Annotated in this window: 14 protein-coding genes and 2 pseudogenes; 8 read left to right on the forward strand and 8 right to left on the reverse strand. The window is 67.9% G+C overall.

Annotated elements, in window-relative coordinates:
- Positions 1-333 precede the first annotated feature (333 nt).
- Complete coding sequence (locus OG734_RS24015; protein WP_443064901.1) at positions 334-4134, reverse strand: nSTAND1 domain-containing NTPase; 3801 nt, start codon at positions 4132-4134, stop codon at positions 334-336.
- 176 nt (positions 4135-4310) lie between these two features.
- Here OG734_RS24015 and OG734_RS24020 point away from each other — a divergent pair, with 176 nt between their 5' ends.
- From OG734_RS24020 to OG734_RS47990, 4 genes and pseudogenes are all read left to right on the forward strand, one after another.
- On the forward strand, positions 4311-6401 hold the full coding sequence (locus tag OG734_RS24020) for a pectinesterase family protein (RefSeq protein ID WP_330289569.1): 2091 nt from the start codon (positions 4311-4313) through the stop codon (positions 6399-6401).
- Positions 6402-7415: 1014 nt separating this feature from the next.
- Positions 7416-8498 carry an MGDG synthase family glycosyltransferase gene (locus tag OG734_RS24025; RefSeq protein WP_330289570.1) on the forward strand — a complete coding sequence of 361 codons (1083 nt, stop codon included), beginning with the start codon at positions 7416-7418 and terminating at the stop codon, positions 8496-8498.
- Positions 8499-8511: 13 nt separating this feature from the next.
- Positions 8512-9084, forward strand: a complete 573-nt coding sequence (locus tag OG734_RS24030) for a hypothetical protein (RefSeq protein ID WP_330289571.1) — start codon at positions 8512-8514, stop codon at positions 9082-9084.
- Positions 9085-9139: 55 nt separating this feature from the next.
- Positions 9140-9348 (forward strand): annotated as a pseudogene (locus tag OG734_RS47990) (protein kinase family protein); the annotation flags it as partial.
- Between the two features lie 127 nt (positions 9349-9475).
- On the opposite strand, the gene OG734_RS24040 reads toward OG734_RS47990, so the two are convergent.
- Both OG734_RS24040 and OG734_RS24045 read right to left on the reverse strand, forming a co-directional pair.
- Positions 9476-9838 (reverse strand): hypothetical protein, encoded by a 363-nt coding sequence (locus tag OG734_RS24040; RefSeq protein WP_330294044.1) that lies wholly within the window; start codon positions 9836-9838, stop codon positions 9476-9478.
- 217 nt (positions 9839-10055) lie between these two features.
- Positions 10056-11270 (reverse strand): IS110 family transposase, encoded by a 1215-nt coding sequence (locus OG734_RS24045; protein WP_330285624.1) that lies wholly within the window; start codon positions 11268-11270, stop codon positions 10056-10058.
- A 341-nt stretch (positions 11271-11611) separates the two neighbouring features.
- On the opposite strand from OG734_RS24045, the gene OG734_RS24050 reads away from it, so the two are divergent.
- Together OG734_RS24050 and OG734_RS24055 are read left to right on the forward strand one after the other, a co-directional pair.
- Complete coding sequence (locus OG734_RS24050; protein WP_330289572.1) at positions 11612-12334, forward strand: DUF5677 domain-containing protein; 723 nt, start codon at positions 11612-11614, stop codon at positions 12332-12334.
- A gap of 1424 nt (positions 12335-13758) precedes the next feature.
- On the forward strand, positions 13759-14058 hold the full coding sequence (locus OG734_RS24055) for a transposase (RefSeq protein WP_330289573.1): 300 nt from the start codon (positions 13759-13761) through the stop codon (positions 14056-14058).
- Between the two features lie 11 nt (positions 14059-14069).
- Here OG734_RS24055 and OG734_RS24060 read toward each other — a convergent pair whose 3' ends face one another.
- A complete protein-coding gene (locus tag OG734_RS24060) occupies positions 14070-15764 on the reverse strand; it encodes an ISAzo13 family transposase (RefSeq protein ID WP_443064902.1) in 1695 nt (564 codons plus the stop codon).
- Between the two features lie 63 nt (positions 15765-15827).
- On the opposite strand from OG734_RS24060, the pseudogene OG734_RS24065 reads away from it, so the two are divergent.
- Positions 15828-16729, forward strand: a pseudogene (locus OG734_RS24065) (IS3 family transposase); the annotation flags it as partial.
- Here OG734_RS24065 and OG734_RS24070 read toward each other — a convergent pair.
- Positions 16707-17195, reverse strand: coding sequence for a hypothetical protein (locus OG734_RS24070; protein WP_330289574.1), 489 nt, complete (start codon positions 17193-17195; stop codon positions 16707-16709). The pseudogene OG734_RS24065 and the gene OG734_RS24070 overlap by 23 nt on opposite strands.
- A gap of 298 nt (positions 17196-17493) precedes the next feature.
- Between OG734_RS24070 and OG734_RS24075 the strand changes: the two genes are divergently transcribed.
- Positions 17494-18915, forward strand: a complete 1422-nt coding sequence (locus OG734_RS24075) for an IS110 family transposase (protein WP_330289575.1) — start codon at positions 17494-17496, stop codon at positions 18913-18915.
- A 185-nt stretch (positions 18916-19100) separates the two neighbouring features.
- On the opposite strand, the gene OG734_RS24080 is transcribed toward OG734_RS24075, so the two are convergent.
- From OG734_RS24080 to OG734_RS24090, 3 genes are all read right to left on the reverse strand, one after another.
- Entirely contained in the window at positions 19101-19523 is a 423-nt protein-coding gene (locus tag OG734_RS24080) for a PIN domain nuclease (protein WP_330289576.1), read from the reverse strand.
- Entirely contained in the window at positions 19520-19735 is a 216-nt protein-coding gene (locus OG734_RS24085; RefSeq protein WP_330289577.1) for a type II toxin-antitoxin system VapB family antitoxin, read from the reverse strand. Before OG734_RS24085 ends, OG734_RS24080 begins: the two co-directional genes overlap by 4 nt.
- 94 nt (positions 19736-19829) lie before the next feature.
- Positions 19830-22262, reverse strand: a complete 2433-nt coding sequence (locus tag OG734_RS24090; RefSeq protein WP_330289578.1) for a helicase-associated domain-containing protein — start codon at positions 22260-22262, stop codon at positions 19830-19832.
- Between the last annotated feature and the right edge of the window lie 166 nt (positions 22263-22428).

Below are 22428 nucleotides of genomic sequence, written 5' to 3' on the forward strand. Positions count from 1 at the left end.
GACCAACCCCGTCCAAGGCAGGAATCAACTCATCCGACGCCCAACGGCCCAGGGATCTGCAGCCGGAAGCGGCTGCACCCGGCCGGTGTACCGGAGCGTGCTGTAGTGGTCGACCGACGCCGACGTGTCACCGGTCCCCGGCCCCCCGTGGTTCACGGCGCCCTGGCCTGCTCGCCCCTGGTGCGGGGAGTCCTCAGCCGATGGCCGTGGTGGAGGTACCGATCTCCTCGGTCGGCGGAGCCGCTGCCACGGCTGCCGTGCCGACCGACCCGGTCCTGGACACGCCGGCGCGACGACCACACGTTCCTCCCGGCGGGCTGTGACGCCCCGGCCTCAGTGGCCGCACACCTTGCGATACGGCAGGTCGGGCACGTATGCGTGCCATTGGGCGGGTGTGGGGTCGGCCTCGCCGGTGCGGGCGCAGATCCGGGTGACGGCCTGGGCGGGGTCGATGCTGTACCGCTGGAGTGCCGCGTGGGTGCCGGCCGCGTGAAGTGTGGTGCTGTCCTGGCTGAAAGCAAGGGAGGCGATGGCATCGCCGGGGGTGGTCAGCGGGCCGCCGAGGGGCTGTTGGGTGGCGATGTCCCACAGCTGGAGGGCGCCGGCGTCGCCGCCGACGGCCAGGGTGCGGCCGTCAGGGCTGACGGCGAGGGCGCTGACCGCCTCGGCGGTTTCGCCGAGCGGGCTGGGGAAGACGTTGCGCAGCACGCCCGCGCGGTATTCCAGGGTGCCGTCCCACAGGGTGACCCGCCCGGACTGGTCTCCCGCCGCGAGCCGGGAGCCGTCGGGGGCGAAGGCGAGGGCACCGATCTCGTCACCCTGGACAAGGTCGTGGACGCGGGCCTCCTCCACCCCCGGCTTCGCTCGAGCAGGGGGACCCCCGTCGGAGGGCAGGCGCACAGCGCGGTCGGCGGCGACGAGGAGCCGTCCGTCGGGGCGGACGGTCAGCTCGGGGCCGGCCGCGTCCGGGTACACGGCGGTTCGCCGGTGCCGCGCGGTGTCCCACACCTCGTTGCTCAGCTCACCGAAGCCCGGTGTGCGCGTGGCGTACAGGGTGTCGCCGCCGGGGCCCAGGGCGAGTGTGACCACCGATCCGTCGGATGCCGGCGTCGCCAGGTCCAGCGTGGTCCGTGCGCGGGCTCCGGCGAGGTCCCAGAGCGCGACGCGCTGCGGCGCGGCCAGGTGGGCGGATGCGGAAACGCCGTAGGCGAGGGTGCCGCTCTCGGGGCTGAAGGCCATCAGGGCAAGGGTGTCCTGCGCGACGACCGGCTCGTCGGGGTCGCGCGAGACAGGCAGGGGTATCGGCGGCAGCGTCCGCAGCACGTGCCCGTCGCGGGTGTCGCGCAGTTGGAAGCGGTAGCCGGTGGCCCCGGTACCTTCGGCGGTGGCGAGCGTACGGCCGTCCGGGCTGAGCAGCACGGCGTCCAAGGGGTCGTCGCGCCAGGCGGAGGTCACGGCGTTCGCGAGGTTCAGTGTGTGGACGGTGCCGCCTTCGAGGTAGCGCAGCAGCGGCCGGTCGGGGTCCCAGGCGAGGCCGCCGTGGAGGTGCTCGTTGTTCAGAGGATGGCGGAACACCGGGGCGGGGGTGTCCGTCGTGGACGAGGTGAGGCGCCAGGCCCTGATCTCGCTGCCGTCGGTGGTCGCCAGGAAGGTCCCGTCCGCACTGAAGGCGACGCTGCGCACGCCCGGGTCCGCGAGGTCGGCTATCCGGCGTCCTGATGCCGTGTCCCAGACGTGGACGCCGCCGAGGGAGACCACGGCGAACCGGTCGGCGGCGCCTCCCGGGCCGCCGAACACCAGCATCGAGCGCTCGTTGTCGCAGAGGGCACCCGCGTCCTCCCAGGCGCCGGGCAGGATGCGGTGCCGCGCGGTGTCCCACACCTGCGGGGCCTTACCGGCGGGACAGCCGGCGACCAGCCGGCCGTCGGTGCTCGGCGCGATGTTCGCGAGGCCGGTCACCCGGGTCGCGAGCAGCGGTGTGCCGTCCACGGCCGAGCGCAGCCGCACCCGGTCGTCGTACGGACTGCGCTCCGCGTAGCTGCGGCCGTCGGGGCCGAAGTCCACGGTGACGTCGGCCGGCGCCGGGGCGCCGCTCCACTGCCCGGTGGATGTGTCCCACAGCCGTACGCCGTCGTCCCGGGCGATCGCGAGCAGCCGCCCGTCGGGACCGGCTCCGACGACCGTTCCGTCCGGCAGCCGGCCCGATGCGAGCGGGCGGTGCGTGGCCACGTCCCAGGTGCGCCAGCTGCCGTCGTCGGCGCTGAGCAGTGTGCGGCCGGAACGGGTGAGGAAGCGGGCGGGTCCGCTGCCGGGCGTCGGGTCGGTGAAGGTGTCCGTTTCGGGCTGGCCGAGGGCGCCGAGCAGGGCACGGCGGGTCTCCGGCGACTCGGCGGTTCGCCAGGAGGCGACGCCGAGCAGTTGGGCGGTGCGTGGGTCGGTGGTGCGCAGGGCGTCGGCTACGGCGGCGACGCGGCGGGCCGCCGCGTCGGTACGGCGCCGTTGGTTGTCGTGGTGTTCCGTCCAGGCGGTCAGGCCGGTGACCAGGGCCACGGCCAGGACGGCCGAGAGCGTGGCCAGCAGCGCCCGGGACCGCCGCGCCGAGCGGGCGGCGGCGCGGAGCTCCGCCTCGCGGACGTCCAGTGCGGCGGTGAGGAAGGCCCGCTCCGCCGAGGTGAGCATGCCGTCGTCGTCCGCGAACAGTTCCTCCGCGCGCGCCAGCCGGGCGCCCCGGTACAGGGCGCCGGGGTCACGGTCGTGCTCCAGCCAGGCGTGGGCGGCCTCGGCCAGGCGGCGGTGGTGGCGCAGCCGTTCGCGGTCCTCCTCGATCCAGCCGTGCAGCCGCGGCCAGCAGGTGATCAGCGCCTCGTGGGCGAGCTGGACGCCGTCCTCGTCGGCGGTCAGCAGCCGGGCGTGGGTCAACCGGTCCACGACCACCGGTACGTCGGGCTCGGCCCACTCCTCCGTCTCGGCCCGGGTGAGCGGGCGCCGGGTGTCGGGGGTGCCCTGGCCCGGCTCGACCATCCGCAGCAGCAGGTGCCGGGCGGTGCGGGCCTGCTCCGGTGACAGCTGCCCGAACACCGCTTCCGCGGTCGCCGCGATCGCGCCGCGCACGCCACCCGCCGCCTGGTATCCGGCAAGGGTGAGCGCCCGGCCCCGGCGCCGCCGCCAGGTCTCCAGCAGGGCGTGCGAGAGCATCGGCAGACCGCCGGGCTCGTCGAGCACCTCCTCGACGAGCCGCGCGGTCAGTTCCCGCTCGACAAGAAGGCCGGCCGCCTGTGCCGGTTTGACGACCGCCTGGCGCAGCTCGTCCGCGGTCATCGGGCCGACCAGGAGGCCGGCGCCACGCAAAGCGTCCGCCAGGTTCCGGTGCTCGCCACAGCGGGCGTAGAAATCAGCCCGTACGGCGATGAGCACCTTCAGCCGGCTGTCCGGGTCGCGGGAGGCGAGCAGCAGGTCGATGAACCTGTCCCGCTCCTTGCGGTCCCGGCACAGGGTGAACACCTCATCGAACTGGTCCACCACCACCCAGCTCTCCGGATCGCCCTCGGCCGGGGCCAGCAGGTGCCCGTACGCGGTGGCAGGCCGTGGGCCCGGGGTGAGGATGCGCAGCGCCGCCGGGTACCCCAGGTCCGCGATCTTCTCCTGCAGCCGGGGGATCAGCCCGGCCCGCAGCAGCGAGGACTTGCCGCTGCCGGACGCCCCGAACACGACCGCGAACCGGCGGTTGCACACCAGCTCCTGCAACTCCTCCACCAGCCGGTCCCGGCCGAAGAACAGATCGCGGTCGCCGGGCTCGAAACGGGCCAGCCCCCGGTACGGCGGTGTCGCGCCCTCGGCGTCCTGACGCGCTTGCCCCGCGGCCTCGGCCTCGGCCTCCTTCCAGCGAGGCTCCCAGTCGCCCGGGTCGCCCCCACAGGCGCGCACGTATCCCTGGACCACGGCGAGCGACGGCAGCCGTGTCCCGGACGCCGCCTTGGACAGGGTCGCCGCCGAGAACCCCGCCGCGTCGGCCATGGTCCGGTACGCCGGGCTGCCCGCGGCCCGGCGCAGATCCCGCAGCGCATGGGCGAAGCGCTGCGCCGGGCCGGCCGCGGGATCGAGGGGTCTCTCGGGCCGCGCCACAGGCTCACCCACTTCCGGACAGGTACCGCAGAACGGTGAAAGGGATTCGTAAGGCCGCTAAACATATTTTCCCGCCGGTCTGAAGTCACCGCTTTCCGCCGAGATGTGGCGTTGATGACAGTCCCGGGACCGGCCCGCGAATCAACCCGGCGACGCCGGGCGGGATTGATTTCCCTGATGAGACGGGGGTGAGCAACAACGCGGGCGCTGCCAGCCTCGGTCACGTCAGTCCGAACCCGGACCCCTGGCACACCGAGTCACCCGGAGAACAGCGCATGCCCCTCACCGACACCAAGGCGCTCCCCGACCAGGGGGTACCTCAGCCGCCGTCGCCACCGCGCCGTCGCCGCGCAGGCGAGTTCACCGTCGTATCGATCGTCACCACGATCGTGCTGTCGATCTTCGCCACCCTGCTCGGCCCGCTGGGCATGGTGCAGAACGTGAGCGCCGCGGACGGCGATCACACGACGCCGGTCTTCAGACTGGACGGCTCCACCGCCACGCGCGCCGGCTACCGCCGCTTCCTCGACCAGTTCCGCGCCAACGTGGCCTATCACGGGACGTCTCCGGACGGTACGCCCGTGGACGGCCGGGTCCAGGGCACGGACCTCACCGTCGAGCACCTCAACCCCGCGAACTCCACCTTCACCGAAGTCACCATCATCACCGAGGACAGCCATGAGGTGCGCCTCCGGTTCCGGGTGAGCGACATGTACCTCGTGGGCTGGTTCGACCGGGACGGCCGTTACAACTACCTCGGTCCCCGGGACGAGGCGCAGGTCCCGGCGGAATTTCAGCTCGACCCTCGGCTGCTGGTCGGCACCCCGAGCTACGGCGACCTCGAGGGCCTCGGGAACGTGACCCGCGACACCCTGAAGTACGGCCGGGTGGAAACCGAGAACCACGCCATGAGCCTGTGGAACTCCGACGGTACCGAAGCCGGGCGACGGCGCGCGGCTGCGGCGGTGGTGTACTTCGCGCAGTTCGTCTCCGAGGCCACCCGTCTCCGTGACATCGGCGACTGGATCGAGGAGCGGGCGTTCGGTGAGGAGGACTGGGAGTCGTACGACATGCACACCACCATCGACTCCCACCTCGTCGCCCAGGAGAACGTCTGGGGCACCCTCAGCGCCCACTTCGCCGCCGCGCAGGGCAACGAGGCGGGCCTCGACCCCGCCGAGACCCCCATGAGGGTGTGGACCCGGAATTCCCGCGGGGACATAGTCGAGCAGACGCTTCGCTGGGCGTACCAGTTCGCGAGCGTGCTGTACGTCGCCAACACGTTCCACGGATACAGCAAGCCCAGGAGGCAGCTCACCCAGGACCGTACGTTCATCGTGGCGCCCGACGGCTCCGGCGACTACAGGACCATCCAGGCCGCGATCAACGCCGTGCCCGCGGACGGCGTCGCGCACACCATCGTCATCGACAAGGGCATCTACCGCGAGGCCATCACCGTCCCGAGCGACAAGACCCACCTGACCATCAAGGGCGCCACCGGGGTCACCCACGAGGTCTACATCTACAACAACAGAGCCCACGGGACGCTCAGGCCCGACGGCACCAAGTACGGCACCGAAGGCAGCGCCACGGCCACGTTCAAGGCCAACGACCTGACCGTGCAGGACGTCGAGATCGTCAACCAGTTCAACGCCAAGGACCACCCGGAGATCGGCCCGTTCGAGACCCAGGCCGTCGCAGTGGCCGCCAAGGGCGACCGCCAGGTGTTCGACCACGTCGACATCATCGGCCGCCAGGACACCCTGCTGGTCAAGGGGAACGCACCCACGGACCAGGCCCGGCAGTACTTCCACGACTGCTACATCGAGGGCACGGTGGACTTCATCTTCGGTAACGCGACCGCGGTGATCGACCGGTCCATCCTCAAGGTGTACGACTGGCCCGGCGGCACGATCGTGGCGCCGAACACCGACCGCCGCAAGAAGTACGGAATCCTCATCACCGGGAGCCAGGTGGGTTCCAGTGGCGTGCCGAACGATTCCTACTACCTCGGTCGGCCGTGGCACAACTCGCCGGACGCCTGGCCCCAGGCTGTGATCCGTGACACCGATCTCGACTACATGATCAAGGAAACGCAGCCCTGGGTCGACATGATGCCCGACTACCACTGGCAGCAGGCCCGGTTCCGGGAGTACCACAACATCGGTAAGGGAGCCGGCATCGGTTCGAACGCACCGAAGCTGACCGACGCCGAGGCCGCCGACTACACCGCCCAGAAGTACCTGGCCGGCACCGACGGCTGGAACCCGGTCCGCTGACATCGGCCGACGCACAGCAGCACGACGGTGAAGTGGGCCTTCTCCGCGCGGACGAACCGGTAGACGCCGCTCACCGGTCACTCTTCCTCGCGAAGAAGGCCCTCACCTTTGCCCGCCCCGCCCCGCCCCGCCCCGCCCGGCGGCGAGCTTGCGCAGCCCGCTTGAGCTTCTCCGGCCCCTACGACGGCCCGCGCAAGGTGGTCCGGCCCCTGGAACGCACCTGCGGCTGAGTCGGACAACGAAGAAGGGCCCCATCGCGAACGGTGGGGCCCTTCGACATCGTGCCCGGTGAGGCACTGGCGGAGGATACGAGATTCGAACTCGTGAGGGGTTGCCCCCAACACGCTTTCCAACTGTGGTGGTGGGCTCTGGTGCCTCGGACGGGGCCGTTCACCTGCGTTCATCGGCGGGCGGTCGCGGAAGTAGCTACGGGCTTCGGTCCCGTCTGAACGGCCGTGAACGGTGCTGAATGAGACGGAAACTGAGACGGCTCGGCCTGTGGCTGGGCCGCCTCAAGGGACGCTCGACCTTCTGATCCGTAGGATCGGGAAGCACACCGTGAGTAGAGCCGGGGATCCTCGACCCTGCCTGCTCAGGTTGGTGATCACGTGTCCCTCGTGGCCGCCGCGCTCAGCTCTCATGGGGGTCACGCCGCCTGTTCCGCCACGAGCTCCACGCGCGTTCTCATCAACGTCCTCCGCAGGTACTGACCAGACGGTCATGTGCCACTGCGCCTGCGGGATAACAACCACCTGCTGCCGTATGGCCGGCGCCGCGCGCTCCCGCCACCCTGACACGCGCGACACCATGGCGGAGCAGAGCCCCAGCCCGCCCCGCGCCGGTGGCTCAGATCGGATCAAAAACATGTGGGGTAAGGGCGCGCACCGTTGATGATTGGCCATATCGTTGGGCAGCCATTGGTGTTTACTCGACAGGATCTGGAAAGTTCCCGTGTCACAGCGCAGAACTGAGAAGGTGCGTGGACCTGCGCCCGGGCTTCGGAGGGTAGCTATTTTGACCCTGCCGCTCGGGAACGGTCACACGGCGGCCGCCCATGTCATCGCGAGCGTTCTGCGGAGCGATGGCATCCAAGCCTCGGTGTACGACCCTTCGGAAAACCTGTGCTCTCTGTTCCCGCTGACCAGAGCGCTCCGTTGGTTGTACCGGTTTGCGGTTAACTGGAGGCATGGGTCTGTCCATGTTGCCCTTTACCGACTTGCGGACCGTCACCCGGCCAGCGTTTCTAAAATCGTCAACATCGTGTTTGGTCGGCGCTTCAAAGCGTGGTTGAATTCCATTGGGCCCGTGGACTTTTTCATTTCGACCTTCTCGCTGCTCGGATATCTCCTGGGGGAGAGCGGGAGAGCTCCTGTGGTCTCTTTCGTAACAGATGCCGGACCGGTCAACCGTATTTGGTTTTACGGATCGATCGACAGACATATTGTGCCCGATTCCGGTAGCTATTCCGTGGCCATGCTCTGCGATGTCGAAAGTGAGCGTGTTTCCCTTGTGCGTCCGCCCATATCGGCGGGCGGGGTGATAGCTAAGGAACAAGCCCGTCGAGATCTTAAGCTTGAAGACCGCTTCACGGTGCTCGTGACCGGGGGCGGCTTGGGCCTTGGGAAAGGCATTCTGGAAGCCGCACGCGCACTGGTCGCGGCACGAACTGACGTGCAATTGCTACTGAATGCGGGCAAAAATGCCGAGTTGCTCAATGATTTCACCGATCTTTGCACTTCGGGAACCAGTTGCACGGTCACCGGATTTTCCTCAGACTTCCCGCTTATGCTGGCGGCATGTGATCTTGTTGTCGGTAAGGCGGGGTGGTTGACTTTGAACGAGGCGATTTCGGCCCATCGCCCCACACTAATCGTCGATGTTGTTCCCGGACAGGAAGAGGGGAACTGCTCCTTCGCCGAGAAGGCCCGGGTGGGACGCCGGGTCAGCCCGATCGAAGTGCCAGCGGTGGTGCAGCACTACGCAGGTTCGGAGTCGGCCTTGCGTGACGATTTCTCTTTTACCAATGAAATGCTTTCCGTCGCTTGGGCGGACGATCTTGCCGACGATTTGAAAAAATGGGCATGGGATAGGTGGTAGCAACTTGCCTTCGATGGAGGAAGAGATTGTCGCCGCTCTGCGTTCAGAAATTTCGGAGTTACGCGCCAGTTGCGAAACCTTGATTTTCGCATTCGATCGCATGTTGAACTTTGCACTCGTTTTTTCCGTGGGAGGTGCGGGTATTGCCTTGACGAAAGGACACTTTATCGTCATGGCAGTTGTGCCCTTCCCTCTGGCAGTTATCGTAGGCTACCTGCTCTCGCTCAACGCGGAAGGTCTGAGTCGTGCCGGGCATAAAAAGTATTTGGAGGAAAAGCTAAACGGAATTCTGGGGGATTCCGTTTACCTTGAGGAAAGCGCAGTCGCGCCCACGCGGCAGGGGGATCACTGGTTCGGCCGCCTTGGTGTGGTGAGCATGCAGCTAACGGTAGGGCTTCTGCTCCTTGGAACTTTTATGCTCGGCCTGCAAGCCGTTCTTCGGGATTACCATCAATACTGGATACTGTACGCAGCGGCGATACTGCTCTCGATTTTTTCGTTAGTGAGTTCTGTCCGTGAGCTCAGTCGAGCGTACGGGCTGGCGTACAAGGCAGCCAGGGAAAGCGATTCCGGGTTTACGCCGTAAACACACGCCGCATGGCGAACGCGGGATTGGGCCCGTCTTGATTCGGCGTAGCGAGCCGGAACGAACTCACCTCATCGACCTTGCTCTGGCCCAGGGCGGACAGGTACCCAAGGAGTACGACTTCCCGTTCCGCGGCTGCCTCGTCCATTACGAGGCACCGGAGATCGAGCGCAGTGTGCTCGACACGGGGAAGCGGAGCCGACGCAGGAAGCCGACATCTACGCACTCGGTGCGTCGCTGTTCATCTCCGCCACGGGCTGGCGGGGTACGTGCGGCCTGACGGTACCTTGCCCGTCACCTTCGACACGCATTCGACGTGTGGCTGCGGGCCGTGCGGGCTGCTGTAGCTGCGGCTACAGGTCTTTGAAGGCGTCCTCGCCGGGCCGCCAGGTCATCCAGGAGCGATCATCGAAACCGTTGAGCGTCGCGATCCTGGACCGACGAGTTCGCCATGGGCTGGGTGAAACTGGATGCAGCCGGTCACGAAGTCGACCTTGACCCCGATGCCGGTCTTCTCGTGAGTGGAGGTCACACTCTGGGCGATGAGTCCACGTAGTGCGTCGGTCCAGCCGGTCTCCGTCGGCGAGAACCGTTGTCCGGACAGTGTGACGGTGGGCAGCACGTCGGATGTGAGCATGGGCCTCTCGTCGGTCGGGCCGTCGAACCGCAGTTGGACATAGTCCAAGACAAATTGCACCGAGTACAACCGGAAGCCGACGAGGCGGCTAAGTAGGGAGTGCAGCTCATATGCCACGACCGGGAGTCTAGCCTCGGCATTTCATGACGGCCCGCCAGTTGCACCGACGAGCCGTCATGAAATGCCGAGGTTAGGCCTCGCATCACGCGTGAGGGAAGGTTCCAAACTTTCCCTCACGCACGCCAGTTGGCGGACGGTAGGGGCCTGAGGCGGGGGGGGTGCCTCTATGTCCTTCGTCAAGGCCACGCCGTCGTTTTGAGGGCATTGATCGCGTTCATGCTGCGAGGGTGACGGCGGGGGTTCGGGGTTCGTAGAAGGTGCCGTCGCGGAGCATCGCGAACAGGACGCTGATGCGTTGGCGGGCGAGGCGGAGGAGGGCTTGGGTGTGGGTCTTTCCGCGGGCGCGTTGCTTGTCGTAGTAGGCGCGGGAGGCGGCATCGGCGTTCATGCAGGCGAAGGCGGAGAGGAACATGGCGCGTTTGAGCTGGCGGTTGCCGCCTCTGGGTGCGTGTTCGCCGTGGATCGAGGTGCCCGACGACTTGGTGGTGGGGGCGAGGCCGGCGTAGGAGGCGAGGTGGGCGGCGGTGGGGAAGCTGGTGCCGTCGCCGACGGTGACCAGCAGGACAGCGGCGGTCCTGACGCCGACGCCGGGCATCGACGTCAGGACCGGGGAAAGAGGGTGGGCCTCCAGCAGGGCGTTGATCTGGGCTTCCAGGGCCCGGCGCTGTTCGTGGACGGCGGCGAGCGAGCGGGCCAGGGAGGGCACGACGATGTCGAGGGTGCCGGTCCCCGGGACCACGACGGTCTGCTCGTCCAACGCCTCGAAGACGTCGTCGATCAGCCGCTGGGCCATGCGCGGGGCCTTGGGCCGGATGAGCTCGACGAGCCTGCGGCGGCCGGCTTTGCGCAGCGCGGCGGGGGAGCCGTAGCGCTCCAGCAGCCAGGTGACGGCCTGGTGGTCGAGGCGGGGGCCCAGGACGCGCTCCAGGCTGGGGTGGAACTGGGTGAGCAGGCCGCGTATCCGGTTGGAGGTGCGGGTGGCCTCGGCCGCGAGGTCCTGGTCAAAGCCCACCAGGACGGTCAGTTCGGCCGTGATCTCGTCGGTGAGTTCCAGCGAGCGCAGGGTGTGCGGCAGGGTGCGGGCCGCGTCTGCGATCACCGCCGCGTCGCGCGCGTCGGTCTTCGCCTCGCCCGGATACAGGTCGGCGATCCGGCGCATCGCCAGGCCGGGCAGGTAGGCGACCTGGCAGCCCGCGTCCCGGGCCACGGCCAGCGGGAGGGCGCCGATGGAGGCAGGCTGGTCCACGATCACCAGGACGGTGCCGAACTTCGCGGTCAGCTTGTCGAAGACGGCCCGCAGTCTCGGCTCGCTGTTGGGCAGCTGCTTGTCGAGGACCTTCTTCCCCGCCGGCGTGAGCCCGTGGCCGTGATGAGCACTCTTGCCGACGTCCAGGCCGAGGAACACGCCCACGTCTTCGGTGTCGAACATCGCGCCCCTCCAGGCGGGTTGAACGTGCCGGCCCCGGCGGTGGTGTCGTACGCGCGCATCCACGTTATGCAGACCTGCCGCCCGCGAGCTGTCCGGCATTGCGCCGGACCGGGCGGCGGCCGGACCTCTCATCAGCGTCTCCGACGGCACCTCCCGGGCCCGGTGACACCACCCCCCAGGTCATGCCTTCGACAGGGGGACACAGTCATGCCGGACCCGGAGGCCAGCGGCCCTCTTGCAGGACCGCGGAAAACATAACGGGGGCGGGGGAGGAGGAAATTCGTGAACCAGTCTGTTCGTGCTCAAGTAGCCTGACTCTCCCATTCGAGACGGGAAGGCTCATGAGCAGCGTCACTCCGCAGCAGTACCGTGAGGCCGTCGAGAGGATGGTCGCCGACTATCGGGCGGCCGGACCGATCGAGACGAAGCAGCGCAGGTACCGATCGGTCCTCATTGGGCATGGCTGGTGCAACGAGGTGCACCGTCTTGCGGAGGCGTCCTTGCATCTTGTTGATCGGGGCTACGGCCATGAGGCACTGATTCTTCTCCGCACCATGTTCGAGACCACCATCAGCCTGCACTGGCTCTCGCAGAAGGGTGACGCTGGTGCGCTCGGAGTGTTTGCCGAGGGAACCCGCTTGAACCGAGCTGCCGCTGACGACATGCAGAAGGGGTTCAATGTGCCGCAGGATCTCATCGACTCGATCAAGGGTGCGCCGGCCGAGAAGACCGACGAGAGCGAGATCTTCCGCAAATTTCAGGCGCAGTGCGATGAAATAGCTCCCAAGCGGGAGCTGTACTCCGTGTACCGCTTCCTGTGTGGCTATGCGCACCCCAGCGCAACCAGCGCCTCTGAGTTTGTCGAGTGGACGACCGAGCCGCCTAGCCTTCGGACCCAGCCCAAGGAGAGTGCCGCCTCCTTGGTGGAGGTTACTCTCGCCATGTGCCTAATTTGGGCGGGCCGTGCCTTCGACGAAATGATCAACGGGAAGCCGCGCAAGAAGTTCCTGCGCTCGGTTGCGAGGGAACTCGGGTTGGCTCCGATCCTGCCTCCAGTGAACTAGCCATGTGGTGCGGTCGACCATAGTGGTGCGGTTGTGGTGCACGCCCCGCCTGCTGGTCTAGACAACAAAGAACCCCCAGGTCTATGACCTGGGGGTTTCGCATGGAGCGGGTGACGAGAATCGAACTCGCACTCTCAGCTTGGGAAGCTTGGGTCTTCCAGGGGCGATGGCTGCACCGACCTGCGGCGGAACGGCTACGGCGCCTGACTGGTTGGCGGCCTGGTCCCTGCCATTCCCCGTGGTTCCCCGCACGATCTGGCACGGGTCTGGCACGGCCGTCGTGAAAGCTGGTGGTCACAAGGCGACGAGGGAGACTAGCTTCCGCCAGCGGCGGCCGGATCGCTCTTCTCGCTGAGGAGAACGGCGCTGAGGAGCGCCCTCCCGAAGCGCTAGCTCAGCCCTGACACAATACGTGCCATGAATATTGGGGGTACGGCCCTAACTGCCGCTGCAGCAGCCGTAGTTGCTGCCGCACTGGGTGCCTGGGGTGCTGTGCGCGCGGCCAGACACAACAGCCGCACGCAACGCAGCAGCCAACACGAACACTGGCGTCGGCAAGGTCGAAGGGACGCCTACACCGCATTCGTCAGCGTTGCTACCGACTACAGCTCAATTGCCGCACGTGCATCCGTACTCGCCCAGGCAGATGGACCGCGGAGCCAGGAGCTGCAGAACCTCCTCGACCAAGCGGCGGAACTCGACAGTTCGCTTGCGAAAGCTGCTGCCGTAGTCGCAGTCGAAGGGCCGCAGGACGTAGCAGCGGCGGCAACCAAGCTGACACGCTCCCTGCAACAGTGGATCAGCGATTCGCGGTATCGACACGAACCGCGCCCACGGCTGCGCCACGCTCCGCCCCCACTTCCTCCGCGAGCAACAATTACGTCATCCGCCAGAGAAGACATGAGAGAGTTCCGCCGGCTGGCAAGCCTTGCCCTGGACGACCCGACTGCGGCACTCGGCTAGCGAGTTCGGGTTCGCCTTGGGACTGTAGCCATGCCGGAGCACCGCTTGGTTCCAACCCCAGCTGGCAGGGACCTCTTCGTCCCGAATCAACTTATGAGGGCGCTCGACCTTGGGCTGATCGCCCTCTCACCTGCTGCGGTAGTCCACACGTGTGCCCGGATGTCCGTCGTTGTACGTCGGCCTTGTCACGCAGTTAGACACTCGGTCCGCGGTGGTGCTGCACAGTCCTACTCCTTACCCGGCTGGTGGTTCTCTGCCGCCCTCAGGGGCAAGAAAGCTCGCATCTGATCGATGGCAGGTTGCACCCCCGAACGCGTCCGGTGCACCAGGCTCATATCCTGCAGGGCGTTCAGGTCCCGGTTGATCATTTTCTGGGTGTGCCCGGCGTAGGGCCTTGACTCTTGATCCTGGATACACGAGACACTGGATCCTGAGGATCTGAGAACGGACATCTCGTGGTCATGAAGAACTATCCGCCGCAGTTCAAAGCGGACGCGGTCGCGCTGTACCAGTCGCGGCCCGAGGCGACGATCCGGCAGGTTGCTGCCGATCTGGGAATCAACCCCGAGACCTTGCGGAACTGGGTGCGGGCAGTCGGCGCGAGCCGGCCGCGGGGACGCCGGACGGAGGTGGCGACCGAGCCGCCGATGCCATTGGAGGCGGAGAACGCCGCTCTGCGCCAGAAGGTCCGCGAGCTGGAGGAAGAACGCGAGATCCTGCGCAAGGCGGCGAAGTATTTCGCCGGGGAGACGCGCTGGTGAGGACCCGTAATTTAACTACTGCCGGAGTTGATCTCGCTGTCGTGGTGCTCGGTTAGGCGCTTCAGGGCTTCGAGTGTGCGGGGAGGGTGGGTCCGGCGGAAGACGAGGACTCTGGCGAGTTCGGGCCCGGCGAAGGCCAGCATTGGCTTGGACTTCCCGGCGTGGTAGCTCAGCATGTTGCGCGTGCGTCCCATCAGCTCGGCCGCGAGGGTCAAGGTGACGGTGTTGCGGCTGCGGAGCACGGCGGCCAGGACGCGGTGGCGGTGATCGAGAACGCCGAAGCCGGGGTTGCGACCACGACCGTCCCTGCCTTCACGCTGTCGTTCGGCTTCGGTGAGAATCTGTTGGCAGGGTTCGAGCTGGAGCACGAGTTGTTCGAACTGTTCACGGGACATGCCGGTGAGTGCGGGGTGGGTGAGGAGGAAGGTGGCCTCGGCCGGGACCGGAGGTCCCGACTCGTCGAGTGGGTCTTCCGGAACCTGCTGGTCGGGGTCCTGTGGGGCGATGGTGTAGTTCCACTCGCCGTGGAACTCGTCGCGTTTGACCCGCCGGTCGACGTTCTTGCGCTCGGCCCGGGTGAGCACGTGGCCGGTGGGGTACGCGTTCTCGTCCAGTGCGGCATGGACCGTCAGTCCGGTGCTGGTGCGGGTGGCAGAGATGGTCTCCAGCAGCACTTCGTAGGTGGTCAGAGGCTGCCCACGCAGGCTGTGGGTGATTCGGGAGAACAGCCGGTGTTCCACTTTGTTCCATTTTGAAGTACCTGGCGGGAAATGCATGATGGTGATGCTCAGCCCACACTCGTCGGCGAAATCGGCCAGGCCCATCTTGAACAGACGGGAGTCGGCCGAGTTGGCTCCTCCGGAGTCTGCGGTGACCAGCAAGCGGTCCACACCGGGGTAGTCGAGGTGCCCTTGGATCTTCCACCAACGGCGCAGGGACTCCACCGCGAAGGCGGCGGTGTTCCGGTCGGTTCCCACGTTGACCCAGCCGCTGTCGCGTCCCAGATCGTAGATGCCATATGGGATGGCGAACGGGGTATCCGGGTCGATGAAGTCGTGGTCCGGGGCAGTGATCGGCTTGCCTTTGGGCCGGTAGGTACGGCCGGGCCGGGCGAAGTCACCGATCGGCTCCTTCGCCTTCGTGTCCACGCTCACCACGGGCAGGCCCCGCGCCAGGAAGTGTTCGGCGGCGGTGTTGATGTGCCGGAACTGGGCGTCCCGGTCGGGCACCTGGCTGCCGGCCCGGGTCTTGGCCATGCCCTGCAGACTGAAGCCCATGGCACGCAAGAGGCTGCCGACCACCGGGGCGCTGACCGGATGCCCGGCATCGGTCAGCTCCCGGGACAAGTCCCGCAGTGAGGCAGTGGTCCAGCGCAGCGGGGACACCGGATCACCCACTGCACGCGGCTCGATCAACAACTCGAGAGCCGCCACCAGACCAGGGTCGCGTTCGGCAGCGCACTTGCGCCCGCCGCCTGGTCTGCGCACCCGCCCCAACGCCTCTGCTCCGCCCGCGAGTTCCTCGCGCCCTCGTGCGACAGTCGACTCCGAAACCTCCGCCAGCCTGGCCACGGCCGTGATCCCGCCGTACCCCAGAGCCTCGGCCTCGGAAGCCAGATACAGACGGCGCTGCCGCTCGTCCAGATGCGGGAGCACCACCGCGAACTTCGCGTCCAGTACCGCCAGGACTTCATCCGGAATCGCCACAACAGCCCAACTGCATGGCAGCAGCGAGGTATCGGCCCGAATCCGGCAGTAGTTAAATTACGGGTCCTGAACCGCTTCCAGTTCGTCGCCGACCACCACCGCCGCTACGGCGTGAAGCGGCTGTGCACCATCCTGGGCATCGCCCGCTCCAGCTCTACTACTGGCGCCGGACGGCCGCAGAGCGGGCCGCCCGGCAGGCGGCCGACGCCCGCCTTGCCGCCCGGATACGGGCCGTGCACCGCGAGTCGGACGGCGCCTACGGCGTCCCCAGGATCACCGCCGAGCTCCGCGAGGCGGGCGAGCGCATCAACCACAAGCGGATCGCGCGGGTGATGCGGGGCGCCGGTCTGGCAGGCGTTCGCCTGCGCCGCAGACATCGCACCACTGTTGCGGACCCGGCCGCGGCGAAGGCCCCGGACCTCGTCTGCCGCGACTTCACCGCGAGTGAGCCGAACACGAAGTACGTCGGTGACATCACCTATCTCCCGCTGGAGGGCGGGAAGTTCCTGTACTTGGCCACCGTCATCGACCTCGCCTCACGCCGCCTGGCCGGCTGGGCGATCGCGAACCACATGCGCACCGACCTCGTCACCGACGCCCTGGCCGCCGCCGAACGGACCCGCGGCAGCCTCGCCGGGGCGATCCTGCACACCGACCACGGAGCCCAATACGCCAGCCGGGCCTTCGCCGACGCCTGCCGCAGAGCCGGCGTCCGCCAGTCCATGAGCGCGATCGGCTCCAGCGCGGACAACGCGCTTGCCGAGTCCTTCAACGCGACGTTCAAACGCGAGACACTCCAGGGCCGCAAGACCTGGTCCAACGAACGCGAGGCCCGCCTCGACGCATTCGGCTGGCTCAACCGCTACAACACCCGACGCCGTCACTCCCGCCTCGGACAACGTAGCCCCATCGCTTACGAGACAGCACTCGACTCAACAGCAACTACCCTGGCCCCAGCCGCATAACCCGTGTCCAAGATTCCGGGTCAAGGCCCGGTTCGGACGGCTGCACGGACGGCCAGTTGGCCAGCCGGACGCGGGCTTCCTGCGCAATGACCGGCCACGGGTCATCAACCAAACGCACAACCGCCGACCGCGGCGACTGCGGATGGCCTGCGACGAGCCTCCGTACGGCGTCATGCGGATCGTCGACCAGCCGTTCCAGCAGCTCAGGCGGGCAGTTGCGCTTACTGGCCACCCGGTCTCGAACCCGCCAGTCCGGATCCTTGATCAGCTCGGCCAGGATCTCCGACGGCACCGTCCTGTTATGTGCAGCCCAGAAACGCATGTCGGGATGGTTACGCACCAGGTTCCACCAGACGGGCAGCGGCATGGCTGCCCACGCCGAGCGGTTGTACTCCGCCGGGTCCTCGCTCTCCCGCAGCCGGATGAACTCCTCAACGGAGGTGATCTCAGAGAAACGGTCCGCCATGGCAGCCAGTAAGCCACGATGTCTAGGTCAGACGTCAAGCATCACCCGACGCCATCCTGTCAACCATCAACTGAGCCCATCGGATCCCCTGCGGCGACGCCCGTTCCGGGCGGAAAATGGGTGTGGTTGCTGTCTGTTGACGCCGATTCGTCTGTGATCTTCGAGGTCGCAACTGAGCCGGGTGCAGGGAGCCAGCCACCGGGCGCCTTCGGTGTCGCTTCGAGCACGCGGATGAGATTCCTCCACCAGCCCCTTGGCTCCCACAGGCAGCAACCGCCCGGGAACTGAGGAGGTAGTTGTGCTGGTGGAGACGCAGGACACCGAGGAGGTCATCGAACGGGTCGCCGCGCTGGACATCGGCAAGGCCGAAGTCGTGTGCTGCACGCGGGTCCCGGGCGAGGGGCCCGCGAGGCGGCGCATGCAGGAGGTCACTACCCACCCGACGATGACGCGCTCGCTGCTGGGCATGTCCGGCCACCTGCGTTGCCTTGGGGTGATACGAGTGGTCATGGAGGCCACCTCGGATTACTGGCGGCCGGCGTTCTACATCCTGGGGGCGGCCGGTTTCGAGGTGTGGCTGGTCAACGCGCGGGACGTCAAGCACCTGCCGGGCCGGCCCAAGACCGACAAGCTCGACGCGGTCTGGCTGGCCAAGATCGCCGAGCGGCAGATGATCCGCCCCAGCTTCGTACCGCCCCGCGAGATTCGCGCGTTGCGGGACCTGACCCGCTACCGCACCGACCTGGTGAACGCGCGCACCGGCGAGAAGCAGCGGGTGGAGAAACTCTTGGAGGACGCGCAGATCAAGGTCACGTCGGTGGCCACCGACATCTTCGGCCCGTCCGGGCGGGACATGCTCGCCGCGCTCATCACGGGCGAGCGTGACCCCAAAGTGCTGGCCCAGTACGCCCGTCGGCGTCTGCGCGCCAAACTCAGCGAGTTGGAGGAGGCGTTCACCGGCCACTTCACCGACCACCACGCGTTCCTGCTCATCCAGATGCTCGGCCGCATCGACGCCATCAACGCCGACATCACGGCGCTGGATGCGCGGATCGGCTCGGAGGTCGCCCCCTACGCCGACGCGATCGCCCGGCTGAGCGAGATCCCCGGCATCAGCCCGGTCGCCGCCCACGTCATCATCGCCGAGATCGGCCTGGACATGACCCGGTTCCCCACCGCCGCCCACCTCGCCTCCTGGGCGAAGTTCGCCCCCGGCGTCAAGGAGTCCGCCGGGAAGAAGAAGGGCCGGGGCACCACCGGTCACGGCAACTCATACCTGGCCCGCGTGCTCGGCAACTGCGCCACCGCCGCCGGCAAGACCGACACCTTCCTCGGGGAACGCTACCGGCGCATCGGGCGACGGCGGGGCAAGAAAGAAGGCCCTGGTCGCGGTCGGCCGCTCACTCTTGGTGGTGATCTGGCACCTGCTGTCGGCCCCAGATGCCCGCTTCCACGACCTGGGCTCCGACTACTACGAGGCCCGCATCGACCCCGAACGTCGCAAGCGCCAGCACATTCGCCACCTCGAAGCCCTCGGCTTCGAGGTCACTCTCGCCCCCACTGCGTGACAGCGACACCGCCCGCCCGCCGGCACCACGCCCACGGGCTGATGACGCACGCCTTCCGAACCCTCCATTTTCGGATGAGACGGAAACTGAGACGGACAACGAAGAAGGGCCCCACCGCGAACGGTGGGGCCCTTCGACATCGTGCCCGGTGAGGCACTGGCGGAGGATACGAGATTCGAACTCGTGAGGGGTTGCCCCCAACACGCTTTCCAAATGTTCGTCCGGGGGTTCGGGGATGTGCGGGAGCATTCTGACCTGCGGTGCAGCCGACTCGGGTGGGGCTTCTGAACGATGTCGTACGGCGATGAACGCAACCAGAACCGCAACCACTGCTGACCTACTTGCCGTGTTCTGGGCCGTACCACTGGAGGGCTTGCCCGGTCACTGCGGCGATGCACTCGAAGTCGTGATCGCGATGGAGCAGGGTGAGTCCCTGCAGCTCAGCGGTCGCCGCGACGACGAGGTCGACAGCTCCGGCACTTCGGTGTTTCCCCTGCTTGGTGAGGGCTTCCTGGACCTGCCAGGCGCGGTCGTAGGCGCGGTCGTCGACGGGAACCCAGCCGAAGATCAGCCGCATGTCCTCGATGCGGCGCGCCCGGTCGGCGGCCGACCGTGCGCTGTAGAAGAACTCGAACTCGGTGATCGGGCAGGTCGCGATGAGCCCGGCGGCTGCAGCCTGGTCCCAGCCGTACTGCTCCGCGTCCTCGCGCATGAATCGAGCGAGCGCGCTGGTGTCGATCAGGAGCTGGGCCGCGTTCACCGACGGTAGTTCCCCTTGTTCTCGAACAGCTCCAGATCGAATGCGCCGTCCCCGGCCGAGGCCCGCAGCCGGGCGAGTGCCAGGGCGCGACGCCGACTCTCCAGCACCTCGCGAAGAGCGGTGTTGACGGTCTCTTTCTTGGTGTTCGTCCCGAGGGCTTTCGCCACGTCCGCGACCAGGTCGTCGTCCAGGTCGATAACTGTCCGAGTCATGTACGCCTCCTGATATCAAATGTGGAGTCAGGCATATCTCAAGAGGTGACCGTGGGGGTGGCTCGCCGGGACACACGACCCTGGCCGCCGAGTCCTAGGCGGGCATTACGCCATGGATGCGCGAGAGAGTGAAGACGCGTTCCGCTTCGCGCAGGTGGCACCAGGCGTTGAGGTAGGGCGGGTCGAGTTCGAGGTCGCTGAGGGTGCGTACGGTCCGGCTGCCCGAGGCGGCGATGTACTCGACCGTGATGGCCGCACCGACGTCGATGGCATGGGCGACCTGGCGGACGTCGCTGTACGACAGGTGCTTCGCGTATCCGGCGACGATCTCCTCGGTGTCCGTCGCGAAAGGCACCCCGCTGCCGAACGGGTCGGGTTCCGGGGCGTTCGGCGGTGCCTTGAGCAACCGGTCGGCCAGGACGTCCACGTCCGTCCCGGCGTCGATCGGCATCTTCGAGGCGTGGGTCGCGGTGGTCCGGGGGCCGCGCCGCCCGACGTTCCCTCGCGGGGGCGGGACGGCAGCGGCGGCCCTCTGAGGCAGGCGCTTTTCGATGCGTACCGTTCCCCCGGCGGTCTCGGCGACCGGGGCGTAGCCCGCGGCACGGAGCGTGGCGAGAGTCGTCGCGGGTGGGCTGTCGCTGACCAGGACCGTCGGGGCGAGCCGCCGCAGGGCGAGCTTGGACAGTGCGCGGTGGGCGGCGAGTTCGGCCAGGAGCGCGGGTTCGTCGCCGTGGATGACACAGGCCGCGGGGGCGATACGCACCCGTCCGTGACCTCGTGCGGTGTCGGCGATGAGATAGGTCAGCGGCTGTGGCAGGGCCGTGGCGGAGGCGGCTGCCAGGCCGGCCGTGATGTCGTCGGGGGTGCGGCCGGCGTCCAGAGCCCGGCGGATACTGCCGGTACTGAAGCGCCATACCGACGCCGTGCCACTGGTCTCCCGGTCGGCCGTCGAACCCAGCAGCGCCGCGAGTCGAGCGGACGGGGTGCCGGTGACGACGGCGGTGAGGTCGGCGCCGATCCGGGCGGTCGTGGTCGCGGGGGGCAGCAGCCGCCGGGCCGTGATGTCGAGCTCTTCGTCGGCGTGGGCGGCCAGGTGGACGCCGAGCGGGGACAGCGCACCCCGCGCCAGCACGCCCAGCAGTTCGCTTTCGCGGATCACGGCGCTGAACGCTGCCGTGTTCTCGGGCGAGACGTCGTCGGCGAGCGGACGGTGCCAGGCCACGAGCGGCCCCAGCTCCGAAGCGACCTTCACTCCCTGTCCTGCCGGGAGCTCCGCAGCCGCGGTGAGCAGTCCGTGGCGGGCCTGTAGACAGCCGCCGCAGTCAGGCGTACCGGCGAGCGCGGGAAGCGCCTTGTCGTCGTCGCGCGCCCGGGTGGGGGTGAGTGGCAGGTCCCGCCATGCCCGGAGCAGTACGGCGAGCTGTTCTGCGGGCTCCTGCTCGGCCCAGGCGTCGTACGCCTCGGTGGGAGGTACACCATCGCCGTCGCGGGCCAGCAGTCCGGCGGCGTACGCGGTCTCCAGAACGATGCGTACGACGGCGTCGTCCGCTTGGGCTGCCTTGCCGAGCCGGGCCAGTTCACGCGCGCCGATCCCGCCCGACTTCAGCCGGGTCGGTGGAGTGGTCGCGCACGCCGAGAGAACGGAGGCGGCTTGGGCCGCGAACGAGGTGGCGGCCACGGCGGCCTCCCGCTCCACCTCCGAGGAGGTGATGGGCACCAACTGTGTGACGGGCGGCAGGGGTTCGAACGGAGCGTGCCAATCGGGGCCCCGTAGAGCCAAGGCCACCTCGACCGGCATCCGGACGGGCCCGTACCGGTGACGGTCCTGGAGCAGAAGCCCGCGGTCGAGTGCCCATCGGGCGCCTGGCCGGCGGTCGCGGCCAGGAGCCCCGAACACCATGAACAGCGACTGACGCGGCGTGGACCTGGCACTCTGCTCAAGCAACTTCCGTGTGGCCGCCGGTGCCTCGGCCGCCAACGCGGCGACCCGTTCCGCGTCACTGTGATGCTCCACCAGAGCCGCGAGCCGCTGCTGCTTGGTGCCGGGTGGCTTGATACCCAGGACGGCCAGCATGCCGCGCAGTTCCTCCGAGGTGGTGCCGGCCGCCAGCTCTTCCAGCGGAGCGTCAAGTCCCAGGGGCGTGCTCCACGCCTGCCGCAAGGGCGGGGGCATGCGGAGTGCCTCGTTGCCGTCGTGCCACACGAGCGCCCGATCCGACAGCGCCTCCAGGGTCGCGTCCAGCGCGTGTACCGCCGCAGGAGATGTCGAGCCGAGCAACTCCGCGAGGCTGTCCCGGGTCGCTCGTGCTCCCAGGGCTGCCAGCGCCTCAGCGACCTGCAAGCACGGCAGCGTGAGTTGGGGCAGGGCGAGTGCCACGGACCCCGGCCGTTGGAGACGGTCCGCCAGTTCCCCAACCGAGCGCGGTTCCGGAGAGGAGGCTGCGTCCTTCCGCATGGCGAGTACGCGTGCCAGGCGGGAACCGTCGAGTTTGCTCAGCCAAGTCGCAAGCGCCGATCGGGACTTCATGAGGGTGCACCTCGACAGACAGGGAACGTCACGGGCGGGCCGAAGCCGCTTCGGCGCCATGGTCAAGGATGGCGCAGTTCCATGATCCGCGGATGCCGTACGAAGACAGAGTCCGGGGCACCTCCCCCGCCGGGCTCGTCCTGCAGGAGGTGCCCGGCGGCAGAAG

Origin of the sequence: Streptomyces sp. NBC_00576 (assembly GCF_036345175.1) — a bacterium.
GTDB lineage: Bacteria > Actinomycetota > Actinomycetes > Streptomycetales > Streptomycetaceae > Streptomyces.